The sequence below is a fragment of the Streptomyces bicolor genome (genome assembly GCF_000719285.1).
GTDB lineage: Bacteria > Actinomycetota > Actinomycetes > Streptomycetales > Streptomycetaceae > Streptomyces > Streptomyces bicolor.
The window spans coordinates 513,965-533,425 of the sequence record NZ_JOFS01000005.1 but is presented as its reverse complement, the minus strand read 5'-3'; the positions used below and the strand labels follow the sequence as shown (position 1 = coordinate 533,425).

Annotated in this window: 20 protein-coding genes; 11 read left to right on the top strand and 9 right to left on the bottom strand. The window is 71.3% G+C overall.

What is annotated here, in order from left to right; translation table 11 throughout:
* Positions 1-93 precede the first annotated feature (93 nt).
* The 5 genes from IF78_RS0108550 (at position 94) to IF78_RS0108530 (ending at position 5,852) form a co-directional block, all read left to right on the top strand.
* Positions 94-1,101 (top strand): zinc-binding alcohol dehydrogenase family protein, encoded by a 1,008-nt coding sequence (locus IF78_RS0108550; protein ID WP_199921389.1) that lies wholly within the window; start codon positions 94-96, stop codon positions 1,099-1,101.
* 290 nt (positions 1,102-1,391) lie between these two features.
* The gene (locus IF78_RS0108545; RefSeq protein ID WP_031480257.1) at positions 1,392-2,834 is read left to right on the top strand and encodes a family 2B encapsulin nanocompartment shell protein; all 1,443 of its coding nucleotides are present in this window, start codon (positions 1,392-1,394) and stop codon (positions 2,832-2,834) included.
* A 16-nt stretch (positions 2,835-2,850) separates the two neighbouring features.
* A complete protein-coding gene (locus IF78_RS0108540; RefSeq protein ID WP_031480255.1) occupies positions 2,851-3,897 on the top strand; it encodes a family 2 encapsulin nanocompartment cargo protein terpene cyclase in 1,047 nt (348 codons plus the stop codon).
* A 50-nt stretch (positions 3,898-3,947) separates the two neighbouring features.
* Complete coding sequence (locus IF78_RS0108535) at positions 3,948-4,826, top strand: geranyl diphosphate 2-C-methyltransferase (protein ID WP_031480253.1); 879 nt, start codon at positions 3,948-3,950, stop codon at positions 4,824-4,826.
* Between the two features lie 117 nt (positions 4,827-4,943).
* Entirely contained in the window at positions 4,944-5,852 is a 909-nt protein-coding gene (locus tag IF78_RS0108530; protein ID WP_031480251.1) for an SGNH/GDSL hydrolase family protein, read from the top strand.
* A gap of 22 nt (positions 5,853-5,874) precedes the next feature.
* Here the strand turns inward: IF78_RS0108530 and IF78_RS0108525 are convergent, their stop codons facing one another.
* Positions 5,875-6,357 carry a VOC family protein gene (locus IF78_RS0108525; RefSeq protein ID WP_031480249.1) on the bottom strand — a complete coding sequence of 161 codons (483 nt, stop codon included), beginning with the start codon at positions 6,355-6,357 and terminating at the stop codon, positions 5,875-5,877.
* A gap of 122 nt (positions 6,358-6,479) precedes the next feature.
* Between IF78_RS0108525 and IF78_RS0108520 the strand changes: the two genes are divergently transcribed.
* The 3 genes from IF78_RS0108520 (at position 6,480) to IF78_RS0108510 (ending at position 9,038) form a co-directional block, all read left to right on the top strand.
* Complete coding sequence (locus IF78_RS0108520) at positions 6,480-7,685, top strand: epoxide hydrolase family protein (protein ID WP_031480247.1); 1,206 nt, start codon at positions 6,480-6,482, stop codon at positions 7,683-7,685.
* Between the two features lie 110 nt (positions 7,686-7,795).
* Positions 7,796-8,434: a ClpP family protease gene (locus IF78_RS0108515; protein WP_031480245.1), complete on the top strand. Its 639-nt coding sequence runs from the start codon at positions 7,796-7,798 to the stop codon at positions 8,432-8,434.
* A gap of 1 nt (position 8,435) precedes the next feature.
* Positions 8,436-9,038 carry a ClpP family protease gene (locus IF78_RS0108510; protein ID WP_031480243.1) on the top strand — a complete coding sequence of 201 codons (603 nt, stop codon included), beginning with the start codon at positions 8,436-8,438 and terminating at the stop codon, positions 9,036-9,038.
* A gap of 15 nt (positions 9,039-9,053) precedes the next feature.
* Here IF78_RS0108510 and IF78_RS0108505 read toward each other — a convergent pair whose 3' ends face one another.
* The 3 genes from IF78_RS0108505 to IF78_RS43440 form a co-directional block, all read right to left on the bottom strand.
* Complete coding sequence (locus tag IF78_RS0108505; RefSeq protein WP_031480241.1) at positions 9,054-9,515, bottom strand: helix-turn-helix domain-containing protein; 462 nt, start codon at positions 9,513-9,515, stop codon at positions 9,054-9,056.
* 61 nt (positions 9,516-9,576) lie between these two features.
* Entirely contained in the window at positions 9,577-10,032 is a 456-nt protein-coding gene (locus IF78_RS0108500) for an ATP-binding protein (protein WP_031480238.1), read from the bottom strand.
* A gap of 99 nt (positions 10,033-10,131) precedes the next feature.
* On the bottom strand, positions 10,132-11,439 hold the full coding sequence (locus IF78_RS43440) for a DUF6777 domain-containing protein (protein WP_234439791.1): 1,308 nt from the start codon (positions 11,437-11,439) through the stop codon (positions 10,132-10,134).
* Between the two features lie 179 nt (positions 11,440-11,618).
* Between IF78_RS43440 and IF78_RS0108490 the strand changes: the two genes are divergently transcribed.
* A complete protein-coding gene (locus IF78_RS0108490) occupies positions 11,619-12,914 on the top strand; it encodes a streptophobe family protein (protein WP_031480233.1) in 1,296 nt (431 codons plus the stop codon).
* Positions 12,915-12,926: 12 nt separating this feature from the next.
* On the opposite strand, the gene IF78_RS0108485 is transcribed toward IF78_RS0108490, so the two are convergent.
* The 4 genes from IF78_RS0108485 to IF78_RS0108470 form a co-directional block, all read right to left on the bottom strand.
* A complete protein-coding gene (locus IF78_RS0108485) occupies positions 12,927-13,925 on the bottom strand; it encodes a serine/threonine-protein kinase (RefSeq protein WP_031480231.1) in 999 nt (332 codons plus the stop codon).
* The gene (locus IF78_RS0108480; protein WP_031480229.1) at positions 13,915-14,460 is read right to left on the bottom strand and encodes a hypothetical protein; all 546 of its coding nucleotides are present in this window, start codon (positions 14,458-14,460) and stop codon (positions 13,915-13,917) included. The genes IF78_RS0108485 and IF78_RS0108480 overlap by 11 nt, the downstream gene beginning before the upstream one ends.
* 10 nt (positions 14,461-14,470) lie before the next feature.
* Positions 14,471-16,819, bottom strand: coding sequence for an FHA domain-containing protein (locus tag IF78_RS0108475; RefSeq protein ID WP_031480227.1), 2,349 nt, complete (start codon positions 16,817-16,819; stop codon positions 14,471-14,473).
* Between the two features lie 71 nt (positions 16,820-16,890).
* Entirely contained in the window at positions 16,891-17,301 is a 411-nt protein-coding gene (locus IF78_RS0108470) for a hypothetical protein (protein ID WP_031480225.1), read from the bottom strand.
* A gap of 337 nt (positions 17,302-17,638) precedes the next feature.
* Here IF78_RS0108470 and IF78_RS0108465 point away from each other — a divergent pair, with 337 nt between their 5' ends.
* Both IF78_RS0108465 and IF78_RS0108460 read left to right on the top strand, forming a co-directional pair.
* A complete protein-coding gene (locus IF78_RS0108465; protein ID WP_031480223.1) occupies positions 17,639-18,040 on the top strand; it encodes a nuclear transport factor 2 family protein in 402 nt (133 codons plus the stop codon).
* A 71-nt stretch (positions 18,041-18,111) separates the two neighbouring features.
* Positions 18,112-18,399 carry a DUF1905 domain-containing protein gene (locus IF78_RS0108460; RefSeq protein ID WP_031480221.1) on the top strand — a complete coding sequence of 96 codons (288 nt, stop codon included), beginning with the start codon at positions 18,112-18,114 and terminating at the stop codon, positions 18,397-18,399.
* Here IF78_RS0108460 and mgrA read toward each other — a convergent pair.
* Positions 18,389-19,384: an L-glyceraldehyde 3-phosphate reductase gene (gene mgrA / locus IF78_RS0108455; protein ID WP_031480219.1), complete on the bottom strand. Its 996-nt coding sequence runs from the start codon at positions 19,382-19,384 to the stop codon at positions 18,389-18,391. The genes IF78_RS0108460 and mgrA overlap by 11 nt on opposite strands.
* Positions 19,385-19,461 lie beyond the last annotated feature (77 nt).

The window sequence follows — 19,461 nt, the reverse complement described above, 5'->3', positions numbered from 1 at the left end:
AGGTCCGGCCGCGCGCCGAATGGTTGGTTCCGTTCGAGACTGGGGTCAGACGGCGGCCGGGCGGCGAAGGGGCACGGGATGGCGTACGGGACGATGCGCGCGTGGTCGGTGTCCGAGCCGGGGCCGGTCGAGTCGGGGTCCCTGCGGCTGGTCGAGAAGCCGGTGCCGGTGCCGGGCGACGACGAGCTGCTGGTATGTGTGCGGGCGTGCGGGGTGTGCCGTACGGATCTGCATGTCACGGAAGGGGATCTGCCGGTGCACCGGCCGGGAGTCACACCCGGGCACGAGGTCGTCGGCGTGGTCGCCGGGTTCGGGGCGGCGGTGCGCGGCTTCGACGTCGGGGAGCGGGTGGGGGTGGCCTGGCTGCGGCGTACCGACGGCACGTGTGCGTACTGCGCGCGGGGCGCCGAGAACCTGTGCCCGGCCTCGCGGTACACGGGATGGGACGCCGACGGCGGTTACGCCCAGTACACGACCGTACCGGCCGCGTTCGCCTACCGGCTGCCCGGCGGCGTCGACGACGTGACGCTCGCGCCACTCCTGTGTGCCGGGATCATCGGCCGGCGCGCGCTGCGGCGGGCGGCGCTCCCTGCGGGCGGGCGGCTCGGGCTGTACGGCTTCGGTGGCAGTGCCCATCTGACCGCGCAGGTGGCGATGGCCGAGGGCGCCGTCGTGCATGTGCTGACGCGGGGCGCGGCCGCCCGCAGGCTCGCGCTGGACCTGGGGGCCGCCTCGGCGCGGGACGTGACCGAGATGCCGCCGGAGCCGCTGGACAGCGCCATCCTGTTCGCGCCGGTCGGCGACCTGGTCCCGGTGGCGCTGCGGGCGCTCGACCGGGGCGGCACACTGGCGATCGCGGGCATCCACCTCAGCGACGTCCCGGCGCTGCGCTACGAGACCGACCTCTTCTACGAGAAGCAGCTGCGCAGCGTCACCTCCAACACGCGCGAGGACGGCCGTGAGTTCCTGGCGCTCGCCGCCGAACACGGCGTACACGCCACCACGCACCCCTATCCGCTGTCACGGGCCGACCAGGCGCTGCGGGACCTGAAGGCGGGCCGGTTCGACGGGGCGGCGGTGCTGGTGGACGACCTGTCGTGAGCGCCACTGAACGGGCGTAACGACCTGTCGTGAGCGCCACCACACAGGCGTGGCGACCTGTACCTGGCGGCGCCACGCAGACGTGGACGACCTGAACCGAGCGGCGCCACGCAGGCGTGCGGGGGCACGGGAGGGGTGTGTGATCACCCACGGTGCGTCCGCAGCCCCATACGGCAGGTTTGCACCTCCAGGGCCTGAAGCCGCCCCATTCACGCCCTGATCCGGGTGCCTCTCCGGCTGTTTGGCTGGTGCACGCGCTCGGCCAGCCCGCTCACCTCCCGGGAGGGAATGTGTCCACACCGGACAGCGCCACCGGTCCCGCCATCGACGAACCCGATCCCGAACCGAACTCCGACGCTCCGCTCACCAGTCTCAGCACCCAGGCGGCCCGGCAGCTCGCCACCACCACCAAGTCCGAACCCCAGATGCAGGCCATCAGCTCGCGCTGGCTGCTGCGCATGCTGCCCTGGGTGGACGTCAAGGGCGGCACCTACCGGGTCAACCGGCGTCTGCAACTGCGCGTGGGCCGGGGCCGGGTGCAGTTCGACCAGAACGGCGCCGACGACATCAAGGTCATCCCCGAGACCCTCACCGAACTGCCGGTCCTGCGCGGCTACCCCGACATGGACGTGCTCAGGGAGGTCGCCACCCGGTTCCGGGTCCGGGAGGTCCGGGCCGGCCAGGTACTCGTCGAGGCCGGGCAGCCCGTCACGGAGGCCTACCTCGTCGTGCACGGCCGGTTCACCCGCTTCACGGAAGGCAAGTACGGCGAGGAGGAGATCCTCGGCGTCGTCACCGACGGCGACCAGCTCGGCGACGAGGCCATCGGCCAGGCCGACCCGCTGTGGCTGAGCTCGGTGCGCGCGGAGACCGCCGGCGTGCTGCTCATGCTCCCCTGGAGCGTGGTCGAGGAGTTCACCGACCGGGTGCCGTCCCTCGCGGCGCACCTTCAGGCCTACGCCGACCGGCAGAGCTTGCCCATGAACCGCAAGGGCGAGGCCGACGTACCGGTGCAGGCGGGCCATGTCGGCGAGCCGACCATCAGCGGCGGCTTCGTCAACTACGAACTCGCGCCGCGCGAGTACGAGTTGTCCCTGACGCAGACCGTGCTGCGCGTGCACACGCGGGTCGCCGACCTCTACAACAACCCGATGGACCAGACCGAACAGCAACTGAGGCTGACCATCGAGGAGATCCGCGAACGCCAGGAGTGGGAGCTGGTCAACAACCGGGAGTTCGGGCTGCTGCACAACGTCGACTACGGGCAGCGCATCAGCACGTTCACCGGGCCGCCGACGCCGGACGACATGGACGAGCTGCTGTCGATGCGCCGCAAGACGAAGCTGTTCATCGCCCATCCGAAGGCGATCGCGGCGTTCTTCCGGCAGTGCAACCGGCGCGGGCTGGTGCCCGGCACGGCGAGCGTCGAGGGGCACGAGATCCCCGCCTGGCGCGGGGTCCCGATCTTTCCCTGCAACAAGATCCCGGTCAGCCCGCAGCACACCAGCAGCATCATCGCGCTGCGCACCGGGGAGGGCGACCAGGGCGCCATCGGGCTGTACCAGACCGGGATCCCGGAGGAGTACCAGCCCGGTCTGAACGTGCGGTTCATGGGCATCGACGCCAACTCGATCATCCGCTACCTCGTCACCGCCTACTACTCACTGGCGATCCTCGTGCCCGACGCGGTCGGGATCCTCGAGAACGCCCAGATCGGCCGGACGGCCGAGTGACCGTGTGGAGCACGCCATGAGCACGTCGTCCCCCTTCTCGCTGCCGGGCCCGCCGAACATGGCGAGCCAACTGCGCGCCCGGCGCGGCGGGGCGATCCCGGGGCTGCGGTACCGGCAGGTCGAGCCCGCCGACCCCGCCAAGGCCGCGGAGGTCGACCGCAGGCTGGAGGCCTGGGCGCGGCGCCTCGATCTGTTCCCCGAGGCGTGGAACGGGGACTTCGCGGGGTTCCAGTTCGGGCGGGCCGTAGTGCTCCAGCATCCGGAGGCGGCCGATCTGGAGCGGCTGACGGTCGCCGGGGAGCTGCTGCTCGCCGAGAACGTCGTCGACTCCTGCTACTGCGAGGAGGACGAGGGCCGGGGCGGGGCGCGCCGGGGCCTCGGGGGCCGGCTGATCATGGCCCAGTCGGCGATCGACCCCTTCCACGGCGTTCCGGAACTCGAGGAGGAGTGGCGGCAGGGGGTGCGGGCCGACGGTCCGCTGCGCTCGTACCACTTCGCCCTGCGGGACTACGCCGCCCTCGCCACGCCCAGCCAGACCGACCGCTTCGTGCACGACATCGCCCGGCTGCACCTGGGCTACCTCGCCGAGGCCGCCTGGGCGGAGACCCGGTATGTGCCCCGGGTCTGGGAGTACCTGGTGATGCGGCAGTTCAACAACTTCCGTCCCTGTCTGTCGATCGTGGACGCCGTGGACGGCTACGAACTGCCCGAGGCGCTCTACGCACGGCCCGAGATCCAGCGGATCACCGCGCTCGCCTGCAACGCGACCACGATCGTCAACGACCTGTACTCCTTCACCAAGGAGCTGGCGAGCGACCCGACCCACCTCAACCTGCCGCAGGTCGTCGCCGCCAACGAGCGGTGCGGGCTCAAGGCCGCCTATCTGAAGTCCGTCGAGATCCACAACCGGATCATGGAGGCCTTCGACGAGGAGTCGGCCCTGCTGTCCGCCACCTCGCCTCTCGTCGAGCGCTACGCCCAGAGCCTGTCCGACTGGGTGGCCGGCAACCACGAGTGGCACGCCACCAACAGCCACCGCTACCACCTGCCCAACTACTGGTAAAGCGCGGCCGAATGACAGAACGTCACACGCACCAGCACGAGGAGTCACCGTTGACCATCGCCCCCGAAGCCGGCACCACCCGCCTCCCGGTGCCGTCCCAGTCCACGTACCAGACCCGCGTCGCGGACTACTGGAACGCCGAGGAGAACCCGGTCAACCTCGAACTCGGAAAGATCGACGACCTTTACCACCATCACTACGGCATCGGCGACGCCGACCGCTCCGTGCTCGACGAACCCGACCCCGTCCGGCGCCGGGAGCGCATCACCGCCGAACTGCACCGGCTGGAGCACGCCCAGGCGGAGCTGCTCGCCGAGCGGCTCGGCCCGCTGACGCCCGACGACCGGGTCTTCGACGCCGGCTGTGGACGCGGGGGCGGCAGTGTCGTGGCGCATCTGCGCCACGGCTGCGAGGCCGACGGCGTCACCCTCTCCGAGAAGCAGGCCGCGTTCGCCAACGAGCAGGCCCGCAAGCGGGGCATCGACGACCGGGTGCGCTACCACTGCCGCAACATGCTCGACACCGGGCTCCCGTCCGGGGCGTTCGCGGCCTCCTGGAACAACGAGTCCACCATGTACGTCGAGCTCGACCTGCTGTTCGCCGAGCACGCCCGGCTGCTGCGCCGCGGCGGCCGCTACGTCGTCATCACCGGCTGCTACAACGACACTTACGGACGCGCCTCACGCGAGGTGTCCCTCATCAACGCCCACTACATCTGCGACATCCACCCCCGCTCGGCGTACTTCCGCGCCATGGCCCGCAACCGGCTCGTCCCGGTCCATGTGCAGGACCTGACCGAGGCGACCATTCCCTACTGGGAGCTGCGCCGCGAGGCCGACCACCTGGTCACGGGCATCGAGGACACCTTCCTGACCGCCTACCGCAACGGCAGCTTCCAGTATCTGCTGATCGCGGCGGACCGCGTCTGAACGACCGTCGGACCCGTGTCGGCCGGGGCGCTCCCTGGCCGACACGGGTCTTCCCCCTCGGTCCCGGCTGTGCTTGCCTGGGGAGCCGTTTTCGGTGTCCGGGGCGGGAGTTGCCGTATGCGCAAGCCGTGGCTCGTCGGGGTGTTGCTCGCCGCCGTGCTGCTCGGCGCGTGCGGGGATCCGGCGTCGGAGCCGGGGGCCGGGACCCCGCCGGAGATGCCGGGTGCGTCGGCCACCACGCAGCAGCACGCGCCCGCCTCGCCGAGCGCTCCGGGGAAGACCGCGAGCGTCCCCGCGAAGGCACCGACCGTGCTGTATCTGGGCGACTCGCTTGCGATGGAGGCGCAGGAGGTGGTGGGGCGGGAGCTGCGCCGCGACGTGCGGGCTGCGTACAGCAGCGCTCCGTATTCGGGGACCACGCTGTGCGACTACCTCGAGGGCACGGGCGAGCGGTCGCTCGTGCCGGACAAGGACAAGGCGGCCGCCCTGGTGCGCAGGCTGCGGCCGGACTTCGTGGTGATGCAGTTCTGGGGCAATGCGTGGGACTACACGTGGTGCATGGACGGGATCACCCACGACGCCGCCCCTGAGACGTACTTCAAGCGGTACGCAGCCGACCTGAAGCGGCTCACCGACCAGATCGCCGCGGCCTCGGACGCCCGGATCGTCTGGGTGCTGCAAGGCCCGGACCCGATCACCCCCGACCGGGTCCGGCGCGTCAACGCCCTCTACGAGAAGCAGGCCGCCGCCTCCGGCGACCTGGTCGCCGACGCCGGCAAGGCGGTGAGCGCGGCCGGCGCCCGCTACTCCTGGGTCCAGTACCTGCCGTGCACGGGGTACGAGCGCGACCACGCCGAGTACTGCACCCAGCCGGGCCGGGACCGGACGGCCCTGCACCGCGACGACGACTACCTGCACTTCTGTCTGGCGCCCACGACCTCGACGCCGAAGCCGTGCCCGGTCCGCTCCCCCGGGATCCGGCGGATCGCCCTGGAGATCACCCGGGTGATCCGCGAGAACCTGTAGAGCGGAAGGCGAAGGGTGGGGCTCACTCCCCCGCGTAGGCCTTCTCCAGGGCTGCGATGTCGAGCTTGTGCATCGACAGCATCGCCTGGGTGGCACGTGTGGCCTTCGCCGGGTCCGGGTCGGTCATCATGGCGTCGAGCCGGTCCGGGATGACCTGCCAGGACACGCCGTACTTGTCCTTGAGCCAGCCGCAGGGGCCCGGCTCGCCGCCGTTCTCGGTGAGCTTGGTCCAGTAGTAGTCGATCTCCTCCTGGTTCTCGCAGAAGATCATGAAGGAGATCGCCTCGTTGAACTTGAACTCGGGACCGCCGTTCAGCGCCAGGAACTTGTGGCCGTTGGCCGTGAACTCGACGGTCAGCACGGTGCCGGCGGGGCGGGGGGCGCCCTCGGGGTAGCGGGCGACCTTGCCGATGCTGGAGTTCTTGAAGATCGAGACGTAGTGGTGGGCGGCTTCCTCGGCCTCGTTGTCGAACCACAGACACGTGGTGAAACCGTCGGTGGCCATGTGTACCTCCTGGGTGGTGGAAGCGGTCACCTGTGTCGACCGATCCTCGCCGCGAAACTCATCGGTCGCATGCCGACCGAATTCAGATGGCCGTTACACCGTTCGGAACTAGCATCCCGGCCATGACATCTTCGCCCGCCGACCACGGCATCCACCCCTTCCGTATCGACATTCCGCAGAGCGACCTCGACGACCTGCACGACCGCCTCGACCGGACCCGGTGGCCCGACGAGCTGCCCGGCGTGGGGTGGGCGTACGGCGTGCCGTCGGGCTATCTGCGCGAGCTGGTGCGCCACTGGCGGCACGCGTACGACTGGCGGGCGGCGGAGGCGCGGCTGAACGAGTGGCCGCAGTTCACGACCGAGATCGACGGCGCGCATGTGCACTTCGCGCACATCCGCTCCCCCGAACCGGACGCCACCCCGCTGATCATCACGCACGGCTGGCCGGGTTCGATCGTCGAGTTCCTGGACATCGTCGGTCCGCTCACGGACCCGGCCGCACACGGCGGCGACCCCGCCGACGCCTTCCACCTGGTGCTGCCGAGCATTCCGGGGTTCGCGTTCTCCGGGCCCACCCGGCAGACCGGCTGGGAGTCACGGCGGATCGCGGACGCGTGGGCCGAGCTCATGTGGCGCCTCGGCTACGAGCGGTTCGGCGCCCAGGGCGGCGACTGGGGTGCGGCCATCTCCCGCGAACTGGGCCGCGTCCACCCCGACCGGGTCATCGGCATCCACCTCAACCTGCTGCCCGGCGCACAGGCGGCCACCGAGCCGACCTCTGAGGAACTGGCGGCGCTGAGCCCAGAGGAGCGGGAGCGGACGCTCACCTCATGGCGCCGGTGGGCGGACTGGTTCCGGGACGGGACGGGCTACTTCCACCTGCAGTCCACCCGGCCGCAGACCCTGTCGTACGCGCTCACGGACTCGCCCGTAGGCCAACTCGCCTGGATCGTCGAGAAGTTCCAGGAGTGGACGGACTCCGAGCACCTGCCCGAGGAGGCCGTCGACCGGGACCTGATGCTCACGAACGTGATGGTGTACTGGCTGACGGGCACGGCGGGTTCGTCCGCCCGGGTCTACTACGAGCGCGCCCACGCCGCGGGCGACCGGGTCGCCGCCCCGCACGAGCCCTCGACCGCTCCGACCGCGGTGGCCTCCTTCGCCGGCGACCCGCAGATCCCGCTGCGCCACAAGGCGGAGCGGACGGAGAACATCGTGCGCTGGACGGAGTTCGACCGGGGCGGCCACTTCGCGGCGATGGAGGAGCCGGATCTGCTGGTGGGGGACGTACGGGCGTTCTTCCGGCAACTGCGCGAGAAGGTCTGAGCGAGCCGCTCTGCCCGTAGCGAATCTGCCGCGGGCAGAGAATCCGCATCCCGGCGTCGTGCGAAGTCAAGAGTGGAGTCGACGGCATCCCGCCACCACGAGGAGAACCGATGACTCCACTCACCGCACTCGCTCCACGCGCCGAGGAGGGCGACGCACCGCCGACGCGGTTCGACGACCATCTCGCCGCCCAACTGCTCGGCCAGCGCATCGTGTTCCTCGGCACCGAGGTCACCGAGGCCTCCGCCAACCGGGTCTGCGCCCAGCTGCTGGTTCTGTCGGCGGAGGATCCCCGTACCGACATCAGCCTGTACATCAACAGCCCGGGCGGCTCCGTGTACGCGGGCCTCGCCATCTACGACACGATGCGGCTCATCCCCAACGACGTGTCGACGCTCGCCATGGGCTTCGCGGCCAGCATGGGCCAGTTCCTGCTCTGCGCCGGCACACCCGGCAAGCGGTACGCGCTGCCGAACGCACGGATCATGATGCACCAGGGATCGGCGGGCATCGGCGGCACCACCGCCGACATCGAGATCCAGGCGGAGAACCTGGACCACAGCAAGCGGACCATGGAGCGGCTCCTCGCCGAGAACACCGGCCAGACGCCGGAGACGATCGCCCGGGACGGCGACCGCGACCGCTGGTTCACGGCCGAGGAGGCCAGGGAGTACGGCATGGTGGACCAGGTCGTGGCGTCGCTCGCCGACGTCCGCCCGGCCGCCTCGAAGCGACGGATGGGGCTGTGACATGGGGAACTACACGATTCCGTACGTCGTCGAGCGGACCGCGCACGGCGAGCGGTCCTCCGACGTGTTCAGCCGGCTGCTGTCGGAGCGGATCATCTTCCTCGGCACCGAGATCGACGACGGCGTCGCCAACGTCGTCATCGCGCAGCTCCTCCATCTGGAGTCGGCGGCGCCGGAGAACGAGATCGCGATCTACATCAACTCCCCCGGAGGCTCGTTCACCTCGCTCATGGCGATCTACGACACCATGACGTACGTGCAGGCGCCGATCTCCACGTTCTGCGTGGGCCAGGCGGCGTCGACGGCCGCCGTACTGCTGGCCGGTGGGGATCCGGGGCGGCGGTTCGTGCTGGAGCACGCGCGCGTGCTGCTCGGTCAGCCCGCCAGCGGAGGCAGCCGGGGCGCGATCTCCGACCTCACCCTCCAGGCGAAGGAGATGGTCCGGATCCGCTCGCAGGTCGAGGAGGTGCTGGCCCGGCACACCCACCACGACATCGCGACGCTGCGCGCGGACATGGACCGCGACAAGGTGTTCACCGCGCCGGAGGCCGTGGCGTACGGCCTGGCCGACGAGGTGGTGAGCCGGCGCCTCGTGGCGGTCTGAGACGCCGGCACGGCGTCAGGCGGCCAGGCACAGCCCGTCGTACGACGAACCCGCCCTGCCGCGCCCGCTGTCGGGTACTCGGCGGCCGGCGAGCCGGACCAACTCGCCCTGCGCCAGGGACAGCAGGTCGCCGAGGCCGAGCCCCAGGGCGTGGGCGGCGGCCGCGAGGACCTCCGAGGAGGCCTCCTTGCGGCCGCGCTCGACCTCCGAGAGGTACGGCATGGAGATCCGGGCCGCGTCGGCCACGTCCTTGAGCGTGCGCTCCTGGGCGAGCCGTTCACGGCGCAGGACGTCACCGATCAGGTCGCGCCACAGGGGCTCCTTGGGCGCGGGTGCGGAGGGCTGCGGTGTCCGGGGCACGGCGGAGGGGGTGGCGGCGGGCGCGGGTGCCGCGGTGGCAGGGCGTTCGGACGCGGGGCGGGTCGTTCCCCGGCGCAGGGGGATGACGCGGGCTTCGTTCGTCGCTGGTTTGCTCACCCGCCCAGCCTAGAAGCGTGGGAAACCTGGGCAAGGGATCAGCGTTCCGCCCTGGGGGAAATCACGCGTCGCTCAGCCGCAGCACCGCACGGACCCGCTTGCCGACCGGCACTCGTTCCACGGCGACCTCCGCCGCCAGCGCGTGCACTATCTCCAGACCGTGCCGACCGATGCGTTCCGGATCCCTGGGGAAGCGGCGCGGCAGGGCGGAGCTGCTGTCGTACACGCAGACCGCCACCGCGTCGTCGGTGCCCTCCAGATCCAGGATGTACGGGCCGTTGCTGTGCCGGTCGGCGTTGGTGACCAGCTCGCTGACCACCAGGAGCACTTTGTCCTCGGCGGACTCGCCGATCGTGGCGCACCACTCGGTCCTGAGCCGGCCGAGGAACAGCGCGGCGAAGGACCGCGCCTCGGCGATGCATCCGGGTTCACCGCTGTAGTGCGCCGCCCGCCGAAGCGGTTCCACGGGCACGTCGAAACCAGTCGGAATCACTGCCCCGTCCACGTGCTCGATCATGCGTATCTCTCTCGGAAGCCGGAACTGGCCGGACACTACTGCACCAGTCCTCGTACCCAGAGCGGGGCCGCACAGTCACCGCGCAGGTGGCGCCGTACGTCACAGCGACGGCGACTGCGGCGCACTCGTGGTGTACGCCGACTGCGACGTCATGGTCGTGCCCGGGCCCGACGGCGGCGGCGCGGAGGTGAACGTCTCGGGCGACTGCGGCTTCGTGGTCGTGGGCTCCATCGTCGTGGGCTCCGTCGTCGTCGGCTCCTTGGTCGTCGGCTCCTTCGTCGTCGGCTCCTCGGTCGTCGGCTCCTTCGTCGTCGGCTCCTCGGTCGTCGGCTCCTTCGTCGTCGGCTCCTTGGTCGTCGGCTCCTTCGTCGTCGGCTCCTTCGTCGTGGGTTCCTTCGTCGTCGTCTCGGAGCTGGGCGACGGCGAGGTGGGGGTGGTGGACGGGGAGCTGGGCGATGTCGGCGTCGACACGCTCACCGAGGGCGAGGGCCGCGGCGGCGGCTGGGTCTTCTTGTCCTTGTCGCCGTCGTCGCCGCGCGGGCGGGAGATCCACTCCTCGCGGTCGTGGTCGTAGATCACGAAGGCCTTGACCGTGGTCCTCGCGGGCGAGACCACCACGACGTCGGAGGATCGGTACGACGGCCAGTGGTCACCCGTCCGCCTGGGCGTGCCCTGCTGGGCGACCGGCGGAGTCAGCGGATTGCCGCAGGCGCAGCGCACCTGGGGCACCCCGCGGTCGTCGACGAGGACCGCCGTGCCGGCCTGGAGGACGGCCTGGTAGCTGGTGGCGGCACCGTCGCGGTAGCCGTGGTTGGTGACGCGGGTGTCCATGCGCAGTTGCACGGGGGTGAGCGAGCGCAGATAGGAGGGGACATCGGACGGCTCGACGCGGGCGACCGAGGCGAACGCCCGGTTCTTCTCCGGGGCCTGCTCCAGGTACCTGATCTGCTTCTCCACGTCGCAGGCCGCGACCTTGCGGGTGCCGCCGTACAGGCCGGGCGCGCCGCCGTCGACGCCTCGTACCGCGTTCGACGGCGCCGTCTCGGTCGCCGGGGACGGGCTGACGGGCGGGGCGGAGCTGTCCGTCGCCGTGGACTCGGTGAACGGGTCGGGGCCCGTGTTGCCCGCGGCCTGGAGGAAGACCTCGCCGCCCTGGGCGGTGCCGCCGCCTCCCCCGCCGCGCGACAGGACGACGGCGACGACCACCGCGGCCACCACGACCGCGGTGAGCGCCGCGATGCGGGGGACGGACTTCCACCACGGGTGGTGGGGTTCGGGGCCCGGTGCTCCCCCACCCGTGCCCGACGGGGGCTGTGCGGGCGGGCCGGAGGGCGGCTGGGAGGGTCCCGACAGGGGGCCCGAGGGCGGTCCTGTGGGGCGGCCGGACGACGGAGGTTCGACGCTCACGAGGCCTTCTTCCCGACGCTGGATTCCTGCGACAGTTAGTGGTTCTTCGCGGCTTTTGCCTCTTTAGCGGCTTTCCGCAGTATTCCCATTCTGTGCGTGCGCCCCACGCCGCTCGCAAGCCGACGCGGACGGACCTCCCCGACGGGCGCGCCCCAGGTGTGCTGCTTAGCGTGGGCAGGGTGAGCGTGCTGACCCCCTCTCGTCCGGTGCTGGCCCGGCACGGCTGGGTGCAGGCCGTGGCCGTGGTGCTGGCGGGGCTGGTGGCGATGGGCGTGCTCGCCGCGCTGGGGCTATGGGCGGCCGGGGCCGCCGACCTCCCGGACGGCGCCTTTCCACGGGTCGTCGCCGCGACCGTGGTCACGGCGGTCGGCGGCACGATCGAGCTCTCGGGCGACGCCGGGGGGCTGGCCGAGTCCGATGCGGGGCTGACCGTGATCCCGCTGTCGGTCACGCTCACCGGCGCCCTGGTCCTGGCCGCCGGTTTCCTGCGGCCGCTGCGGCACCGGGCGGTCGCGAGCATCCGGGAGCTGGCCGGGTGGGCCGCCAGGATCGCCGTGCTGTGGCTGGCCGCGCTCCTGGCGCTGTCCTTCGCCGCCCGCCAGACCTTCTCCCTCTCGCTCAGCGACCTCGGGGCGGACGAGCTCGGCGACCTCGGCGACCTCGGCGACCTGTTCGGCGTCTCCTTCGAGGTCGGCTTCACCACGGACGTCCCCGCGACGGTGTTCTTCGGCCTGCTGTGGCTGGCGGGTGTGCTGGTGCTGGCCCTCCTGGTCGCGCGCGGGGCTCCGCTGCCCGGCCGGCTGCTGCGCTTCCAGGAGTCGGTGCGGCCGGCCGCGTACGCCATGGTGGTGATGCTGCTGGCGTGGGTCGCCCTGGGGGCCGTCGTCGGTGTGGTCGTCGCGGCGACGCGCGGGCACGCGGCCGAGACCTTCGCGGTGATCCTGCTCGGCCTGCCGAACGTGGTGTGGCTCGCCCTGACGCTCGGGCTCGGCGCGACCTGGAACGGCCGGGTGGACGGGCCGTTCGGGCTGCCCATGCCGCATGTGCTGGACGAGGTGCTGCGGGGCGAGGAGGTCGCCGCACTCAATCTGCGCACGCTCGCCGAGCACGACGGCAGGGTGTGGTGGCTGGTCGCCGTCGACGCGCTCCTGCTGCTGGTCGCCGCGTTCGTGATGGCGAGGCGGTCGCCGGCCCGGATGCGCCCCTGGGAGCACCCGCTCCACCTGGCCACCGCGCTCGCGCTCACGGTGCTGATGATCTGCCTGGTGGGACGCGTCTCGGCAGAGTACGGCCTGTCGGTCCTGGGCATCGGCGACCTGGGCGGGGATCTGGGCGGCGAAGTGTTCCTGCGGCCCGAGTTGTGGGCCGCTGTCGGACTGGCGCTGGCGTGGGGGCTGGTCGCCGGGCTCGTCGCCAGTCTGCTGGCGCTCCGGGTGCGGCACAGGGGCGAGGTCACGACACACGCGGAGGGATGAGCGGGCCGGCGTTCACCGCCGGAAGACCGGCTCGGCCCAGCGCGGCGGCGGCCTCGGCGTGAATGCGAGGGACTCCTTCGGGCCTCCTGCGGCCCCGAGGTCCACCTGCGTCGACGTCCGTCCGGCCGTCGCACCACCGGAGACGGCGGCGCGCAGGTCGGCGACGAAGGCGCGGCAGGAGTCGTGGCGGTCGTCGGGGCTCTTGGCCAGCGCCATGGCGAACACGACGTCGACAGTCGGGGCGAGGTCGGGGCGCTCCTCGGTCAGGGGCGGGGGCTCGTCGTACTGGTGGGCCCACAGCAGGGCCATGTCCTCGTCCCGCTGGAACGGCGGGTGGGCCACCAGGCACTCGTAGACCACGCAGGCGAACCCGTAGACGTCGCAGCGCGCGTCGACCGGCTTGCCCGAGATCTGCTCGGGCGCCACGTAGTCGAGGGTGCCGACGAACTGGCCGACGGTCGTGAGGCCGGTCAGGGACAGTGACTTCTTCGTCAGGCCGAAGTCGGTGAGGTAGACGTGCTCGGGGTGGTCCCTGTCGGTGCCGCGCGCGACGAGGATGTTGCCCGGTTTCACGTCCCGGTGGACGAGCCCGTGCTCGTGCGCCGCGTCGAGGGCGGAGGCGACCTGGGCGGCGATGCGCAGGGCCGTCGGGGCCGGCAGGGGGCCCTGGCTGTCGAGGAGATGGCGCAGGTCGCTGCCGGAGACGTAGCGCATGGCGATGTACAGCACGCCGTCCGTTTCCCCCGCCTCGTAGACCGGCACGATGTGCGGGTGGTCGATGGCGGCGGCCGCCCGGGACTCATGGGTGAAGCGGCGGCGGAAGGTGTCGTTGCGGGCGAGCTCGGGGGCCAGGAGCTTGAGGGCGACGGTGCGGTCCAGGCGAAGGTCCGTCGCGCGGTAGACCACGGCCATGCCGCCCCGGCCGATCTCGTGCTCGATGCGGTAGCTCGCGACCTGCCGGCCGATCAGCTCGGAGGGCCGGCCCGAGAAGAAGCTCGTGTCATGGGCCATCGGGGCTCACTACCTGGGTCGGGCCGCGGCCGGGGTCCGCGGTGGCTCGGGGTCCGTCGTCCGCGGCGTAGGTGCTCAGCCGCGTGCCGTCCGCGTAGGCCCACCGCGCGTCCTCTGCGTCGTAGAGCCATATGGACTCGCCGTCGACGACCACGCCGATCCGCAGTTCGGAGGTGCGGGCGCGGAAGGTCTCGCCGTCCAGTCCGCCGGCCGCCAGCTCCTCGACCGCGGCCCGGTAGTCGGCCAGTGCCCGCTCGACCCGGCCGAGCAGCGGGCGCGGATCGGCGGCGCCGGTGAGCGGGCCGCCGTCGGCGGTGGGCGGGTCTTCGGGTACCGCGATCAGGAAGCGGCCGTCGACCCAGGCCGCCCAGCCGTTGGCGCACAGGATGTGAGCCCAGTCGCCGCGCCGTTCGACGAGCCGGACCGGCAGGAAGGCGTCGAGAGGCACGGTGGGCCGGGCGGGGTCCGGGGCCTCCCAGGCGGGCATGCCGTCGCGGGGAACGACGTGGGTGGGCCGGAAGGCGGGGGACGTCATGGACGCGCGCCTACTTCCGCATCACGACGGGTTCGTGCCGGCGCAGCAGCCGGGAGACGACGAAGCCGAAGGCCGCGGAGAGCATGATCAGCATGGCCACGTTGAGCAGCCACCAGCCGGCCGAGTGCTCGAACAGCGGATCGCCGGTCAGGTCGCCGGGCACGATCCGGGACAGCTCGACGGTGCCGGCCATCGCGGCGAACGCCCACCGCGAGGGCACCAGCCAGGACAGCTGTGCCAGAACGGGCAGGCCGTCAAGCTTCAGCAAGGCGCCGCAGAAGACGACCTGGACGATGGCGAGCAGCACCAGCAGCGGCATCGTCACCTCCTCCTTGCGCACCAGCGCGGAGACGACCAGGCCGAGCATCATCGCGGTGAAGCCCAGCAGAGCCACGATGACGGTGATTTCCACCAGGGGAGGCATCAACACACCTTGGCCGTCCGGGGCGTTGAGGTCCACGCCGAGCAGGGCGACCAGGGTCAGCACGACCGCCTGCAGCACCGTGATCGTCCCCAGGACCACCACCTTGGACATCAGATACGCCGATCTGGGCAGGCCGACCGCCCGTTCCCGCTGGTAGATCACACGCTCCTTCACCAACTCGCGCACCGCGTTCGCCGCGCCCGTCAGAACCGCGCCGACGCACAGGATCAGCAGCGCCGCCGGCGCCTTGTCCCGGGTCAGTTCGGTGCCCGTCAGCGCCCGTGTCAGGCCGCCCATCACGAACGGCAGGGCGATCATGACGGCGAGGAAGGTGCGGTCGGCGCTGAGCGCGGTGGTGTAGCGGCGGATCAGCGTGCCGAGCTGGGCACCCCGGCTGCGCGGCCGGGGCGGTCGGGCCACGGCCACCGGGCCCGGGTGGGGGTGGCGGGGCTGGCCGGTCGCGTCCGCGATGTACTGCCGTTGCAGGAGCGAGGCCCGGTAGTCCCCTGCCCAGTCCCGCTCCTGGTCGTGTTCGAACGCCTCGAAGGCCTCCGGCCAGTGCTCGAAGCCGAAGAAGAGCAGCGCTTCCTCGGGCGGGCCGTAGTAGGCGATCCGTCCGCCGGGCGCGAGCACGAGGAGCCGGTCGCAGACGTCCAGGCTCAGGACGCTGTGGGTGACGACGATGACGGTGCGGCCGTCGTCGGCCAGGCCGCGCAGCATGTGCATCACGGAGCGGTCCATGCCGGGGTCGAGCCCGGAGGTCGGCTCGTCGAGGAACAGCAGCGACGGCTTGGTCAGCAGTTCCATGGCGACGCTCACGCGCTTGCGCTGCCCGCCCGAGAGGCTGTGCACGGGCTGCCCGGCGCGCTGTTCCAGGCCCAGCTCGCGGATCACCTCGTCGACCCGGGCCTGGCGTTCGGCCTTGGCGGTGTCCTGCGGGAAGCGCAGTTCGGCGGCGTAGGACAGGGCGCTGCGGACGGTGAGTTGCGCGTGCAGGATGTCGTCCTGCGGGACCAGGCCGATGCGCTGGCGCAGTTCGGCGTAGTCGCGGTAGAGGTCGCGGCCGTCGTAGAGCACGGTGCCGTGGTCGGCGGGGCGCTGCCCGGTCAGGGCGTTGAGCAGTGTGGACTTTCCGGCGCCGCTGGGGCCGACGACGGCGAGCAGGCACTTCTCCCCCACCGGGAAGGAGACGTGGTCGAGCAGGGTCCGGCGGCCGCGGTCGACGGCGACCGCGAGGTCCTGCACCTCCAGGGAGATCTCCCCGGTGTCGACGTACTGCTGCAGCTGGTCCCCGACCAGGCAGAACGCGGAGTGGCCGATGCCGACGATGTCACCGGGGGCGATCGAGGCGGCGGTGACCGGGCTGCCGTTGAGGTAGGTGCCGTTGTGGCTGCCAAGATCGGCGATCTCGTACGTGCCGTCGGGCAGGGCGCGCAGTTCGGCGTGGTGGCGGGAGACGATCAGGTCGTCGATGACCAGGTCGTTGTCGGCGGCGCGGCCGATGCGGACGCTGCGGGAGGGCAGCGGCCGGACGGTGGTGGGCCGGCGGAACGTGCCGGTGAGACTGGGCATGGAGACCGACGAGGGGCGTTCCGCCGCGCCCGAAGGGGCGGGGCGGCGGTCGAGCAGGACCGCGCGGGGGCCGTCGGACGGGTTGCCGAAGCGGATGACGGTGCCGGGGCCGACATCCCGCTCGTGGACGCGGTGGCCTTCGGCGTAGGTGCCGTTGGTGCTGTTCTCGTCCTCGAGGGTCCAGTGGTCGGCCTCGGGGCGCAGCACCGCGTGGTGCCAGGAGACGCGGGCGTCGTCGATGACGATGTCGCTGAGCGGGTCGCGTCCGACGTGGTAGTCACGGCCGGGGGTCATCACGGTGGAACCCGACTCGGTCTCCAGGACCAGTACGGGCGCCGTCGGTGCGACCGGCCGCTCCGCCATGTCAGGATTCTATCGATCTATGCCCTTGTGCGCCGCTTGCACCGGGGCCGGTGATCACCCCGGGGCGGGGCTCAGGCGACGGGCACGACCAGTGCCGGGATGGTCCGCTGCATCCGCAGGGCGTCCACGGACTCGGCGAGCAGTTCGTACTCGGTGGTGTCATCGCTCACGGCGATCCGCACCAGCCGCCCGGCCGCCAACTCATCGGCGACCAGCTCCTGTTGGCCGACGTCACCGCACCAGGCGCGCAGCACGGCCGGTACGTCGAGCACGGTGTCGGCGACCGGGACGAGTGCGCTCGGCGGGAAGTGCTCGGCATCGGGCTGCGGGTCTAATCGCTCGGCGATCCAGGACGCCCGGTCGCGTAACCACCACAGGGCCAGGGCCAGGGTGGGCGCCCGGTACGTCCCCAGGGGTACACCGATGCGCCGACCTCCGCAGACTCCGTATGCGGTGACATGGCAAAGGAACTCGTCGTGCACGTAGCCTCCCCCGTGTTGCCGTTTTCGCCTGCCGGCGGGCCTCGCTTTCCATGCGGCTCGTGAGCGGTGTGTGAGGGGGCCGTCGCCCCATGTGAGGCTCCCTCGTAGTGAGTATGTTCACTACTGAAACACTGTCACCATGACTTTCCGGCCAGTCTCCTGGCATATTCACAGCCGGTATTGGCCGAAACACGACGAGTGCACGTCAACGCCGTTTCATTACCCCGGCGGTAATCGAGCTTCCCTACGAGTGCGGGCATCGTGGCGGTACCGGGTCACCGCGACCGGGACCCGCTTTCCGACAGGCAGTGACGACCTGATGGGAGGCTGATCCACCATGCCCGCGTCCACCGACCGATACCAGATCGCCGTCGCCCGCTACTTCGAGGCCTGGAACGCCCGCGAACCCGGGGCACTGGCCCGGGCGGTCGCCACCGCGTGGAATCCGCTGGGCGGCTACACCGACCCCCTGGCCGACGTCCACGGGCACGAGGGGATCGCGGCCGTCGTCGCGGCGGCGCAGGCGCGCTTCCCCGGCTTCACCTTCCGACTCACGGGCTCCGTCGACGGCCACCACGACACGGCACGCTTCTCCTGGGAGCTGGTGAGCGAGACCGGGGATACCTCCTCGACGGGACTACCGGCGCCCGTGGCCGGGACCGATGTGATCACGCTGGACCGCGAGGGACGGATCTTTTCCGTCCTCGGGTTCCTGGACCGGGTGCCCACCGAGGCCTGAGCGATGAGTTCCGTGCCGCGCGGCGGTCTTGACCAGTGAAGGCCGAGGAGACCGCCGCGAAGGAGCACACCATGACCACCAGCGGGAAACTGGACGCGGAGTTCACCGCCGTCCTGCGCAAGAGCCCGAGCGACGGCGGCTGGACCTATGTCGTCTGGCCGGAGTCCGTCGACTTCTTCGGTACCCGCGGACTGGTCAAGGTCCGCGGCACCGTCGACGGACATCCGTTCCAGAGCTCGTTCATGGCCCTCGGGGACGGCACCCACAAGCTCCCCGTCAAGGCCGAGGTGCGCAGGGCCATCGGGAAGCAGGAGGGCGACTCCGTCACCGTTCGTCTGACGGAACGGCTCAGCCCTTGATCACCGCGTCGATGTGGGCCAGTTCCTCCGCGTCGAAGTCCAGGTTGCCGGTCGCGGCGACACTGTCCTCGATCTGCCGCGCGCTGCTCGCGCCGACGAGCGCGGAGGTCACCCGGCCGCCGCGCAGCACCCAGGCCAGGGCCAGCTGGGCCAGGGTCTGCCCACGGCCCTTGGCGATGTCGTCCAGGGCGCGCAGCCTGCCGACCAGATCCTCGGTGACCGCGTCGGACTGCAGGAACGGGCTGTCGCTCGCGGCCCGTGAGTCCTCCGGGATGCCGTCGAGGTAGCGGCCGGTCAGCAGACCCTGCTCCAGCGGGGAGAAGACGATGGAACCGACCTGGAGCTCGTCCAGGGCGTCCAGGAGGCCCTCGTCCTCGGGGCGGCGGTCGAGCATCGAGTAGCGCGGCTGGTGGATCAGGAGCGGTGTGCCCAGGTCGCGCAGGATGCGGGCGGCCTCGCGGGTCTGCTCGGCCGAGTAGTTGGAGACGCCGACGTACAGCGCCTTGCCCTGCTGCACCGCCGAGTGCAGGGCGCCCATCGTCTCCTCCAGCGGAGTGTCCGGGTCGGGGCGGTGCGAGTAGAAGATGTCGACGTAGTCCAGGCCCATCCGCTTCAGGCTCTGGTCGAGCGAGGACAGCAGGTACTTGCGCGAGCCCCACTCGCCGTACGGGCCCGGCCACATCAGATAGCCGGCCTTGGTGGAGATGATCAGCTCGTCCCGGTACGGCGCGAAGTCCGCCTTCAGTGCCTCACCGAACGCGGACTCGGCGGACCCGGGCGGCGGCCCGTAGTTGTTGGCCAGGTCGAAGTGGGTGACGCCGAGGTCGAAGGCGCGGCGCAGAATGGCCCGCTGGTGCTCCACCGAGCGGTCCGCGGGCCCGAAGTTGTGCCACAGTCCGAGCGAGATCGCCGGAAGTCGGAGGCCGCTGCGTCCGGTGCGCCGGTAGGGCATGTCCGTGTAGCGGTCGGTGTGTGCGGTGTACAACGCGACTCCAGAGGGGTTGGCACACGAGGGACGGCTCCGAAGAGCCGTCCTGCAGTCGCCGTCCACTCTGTCGTGAC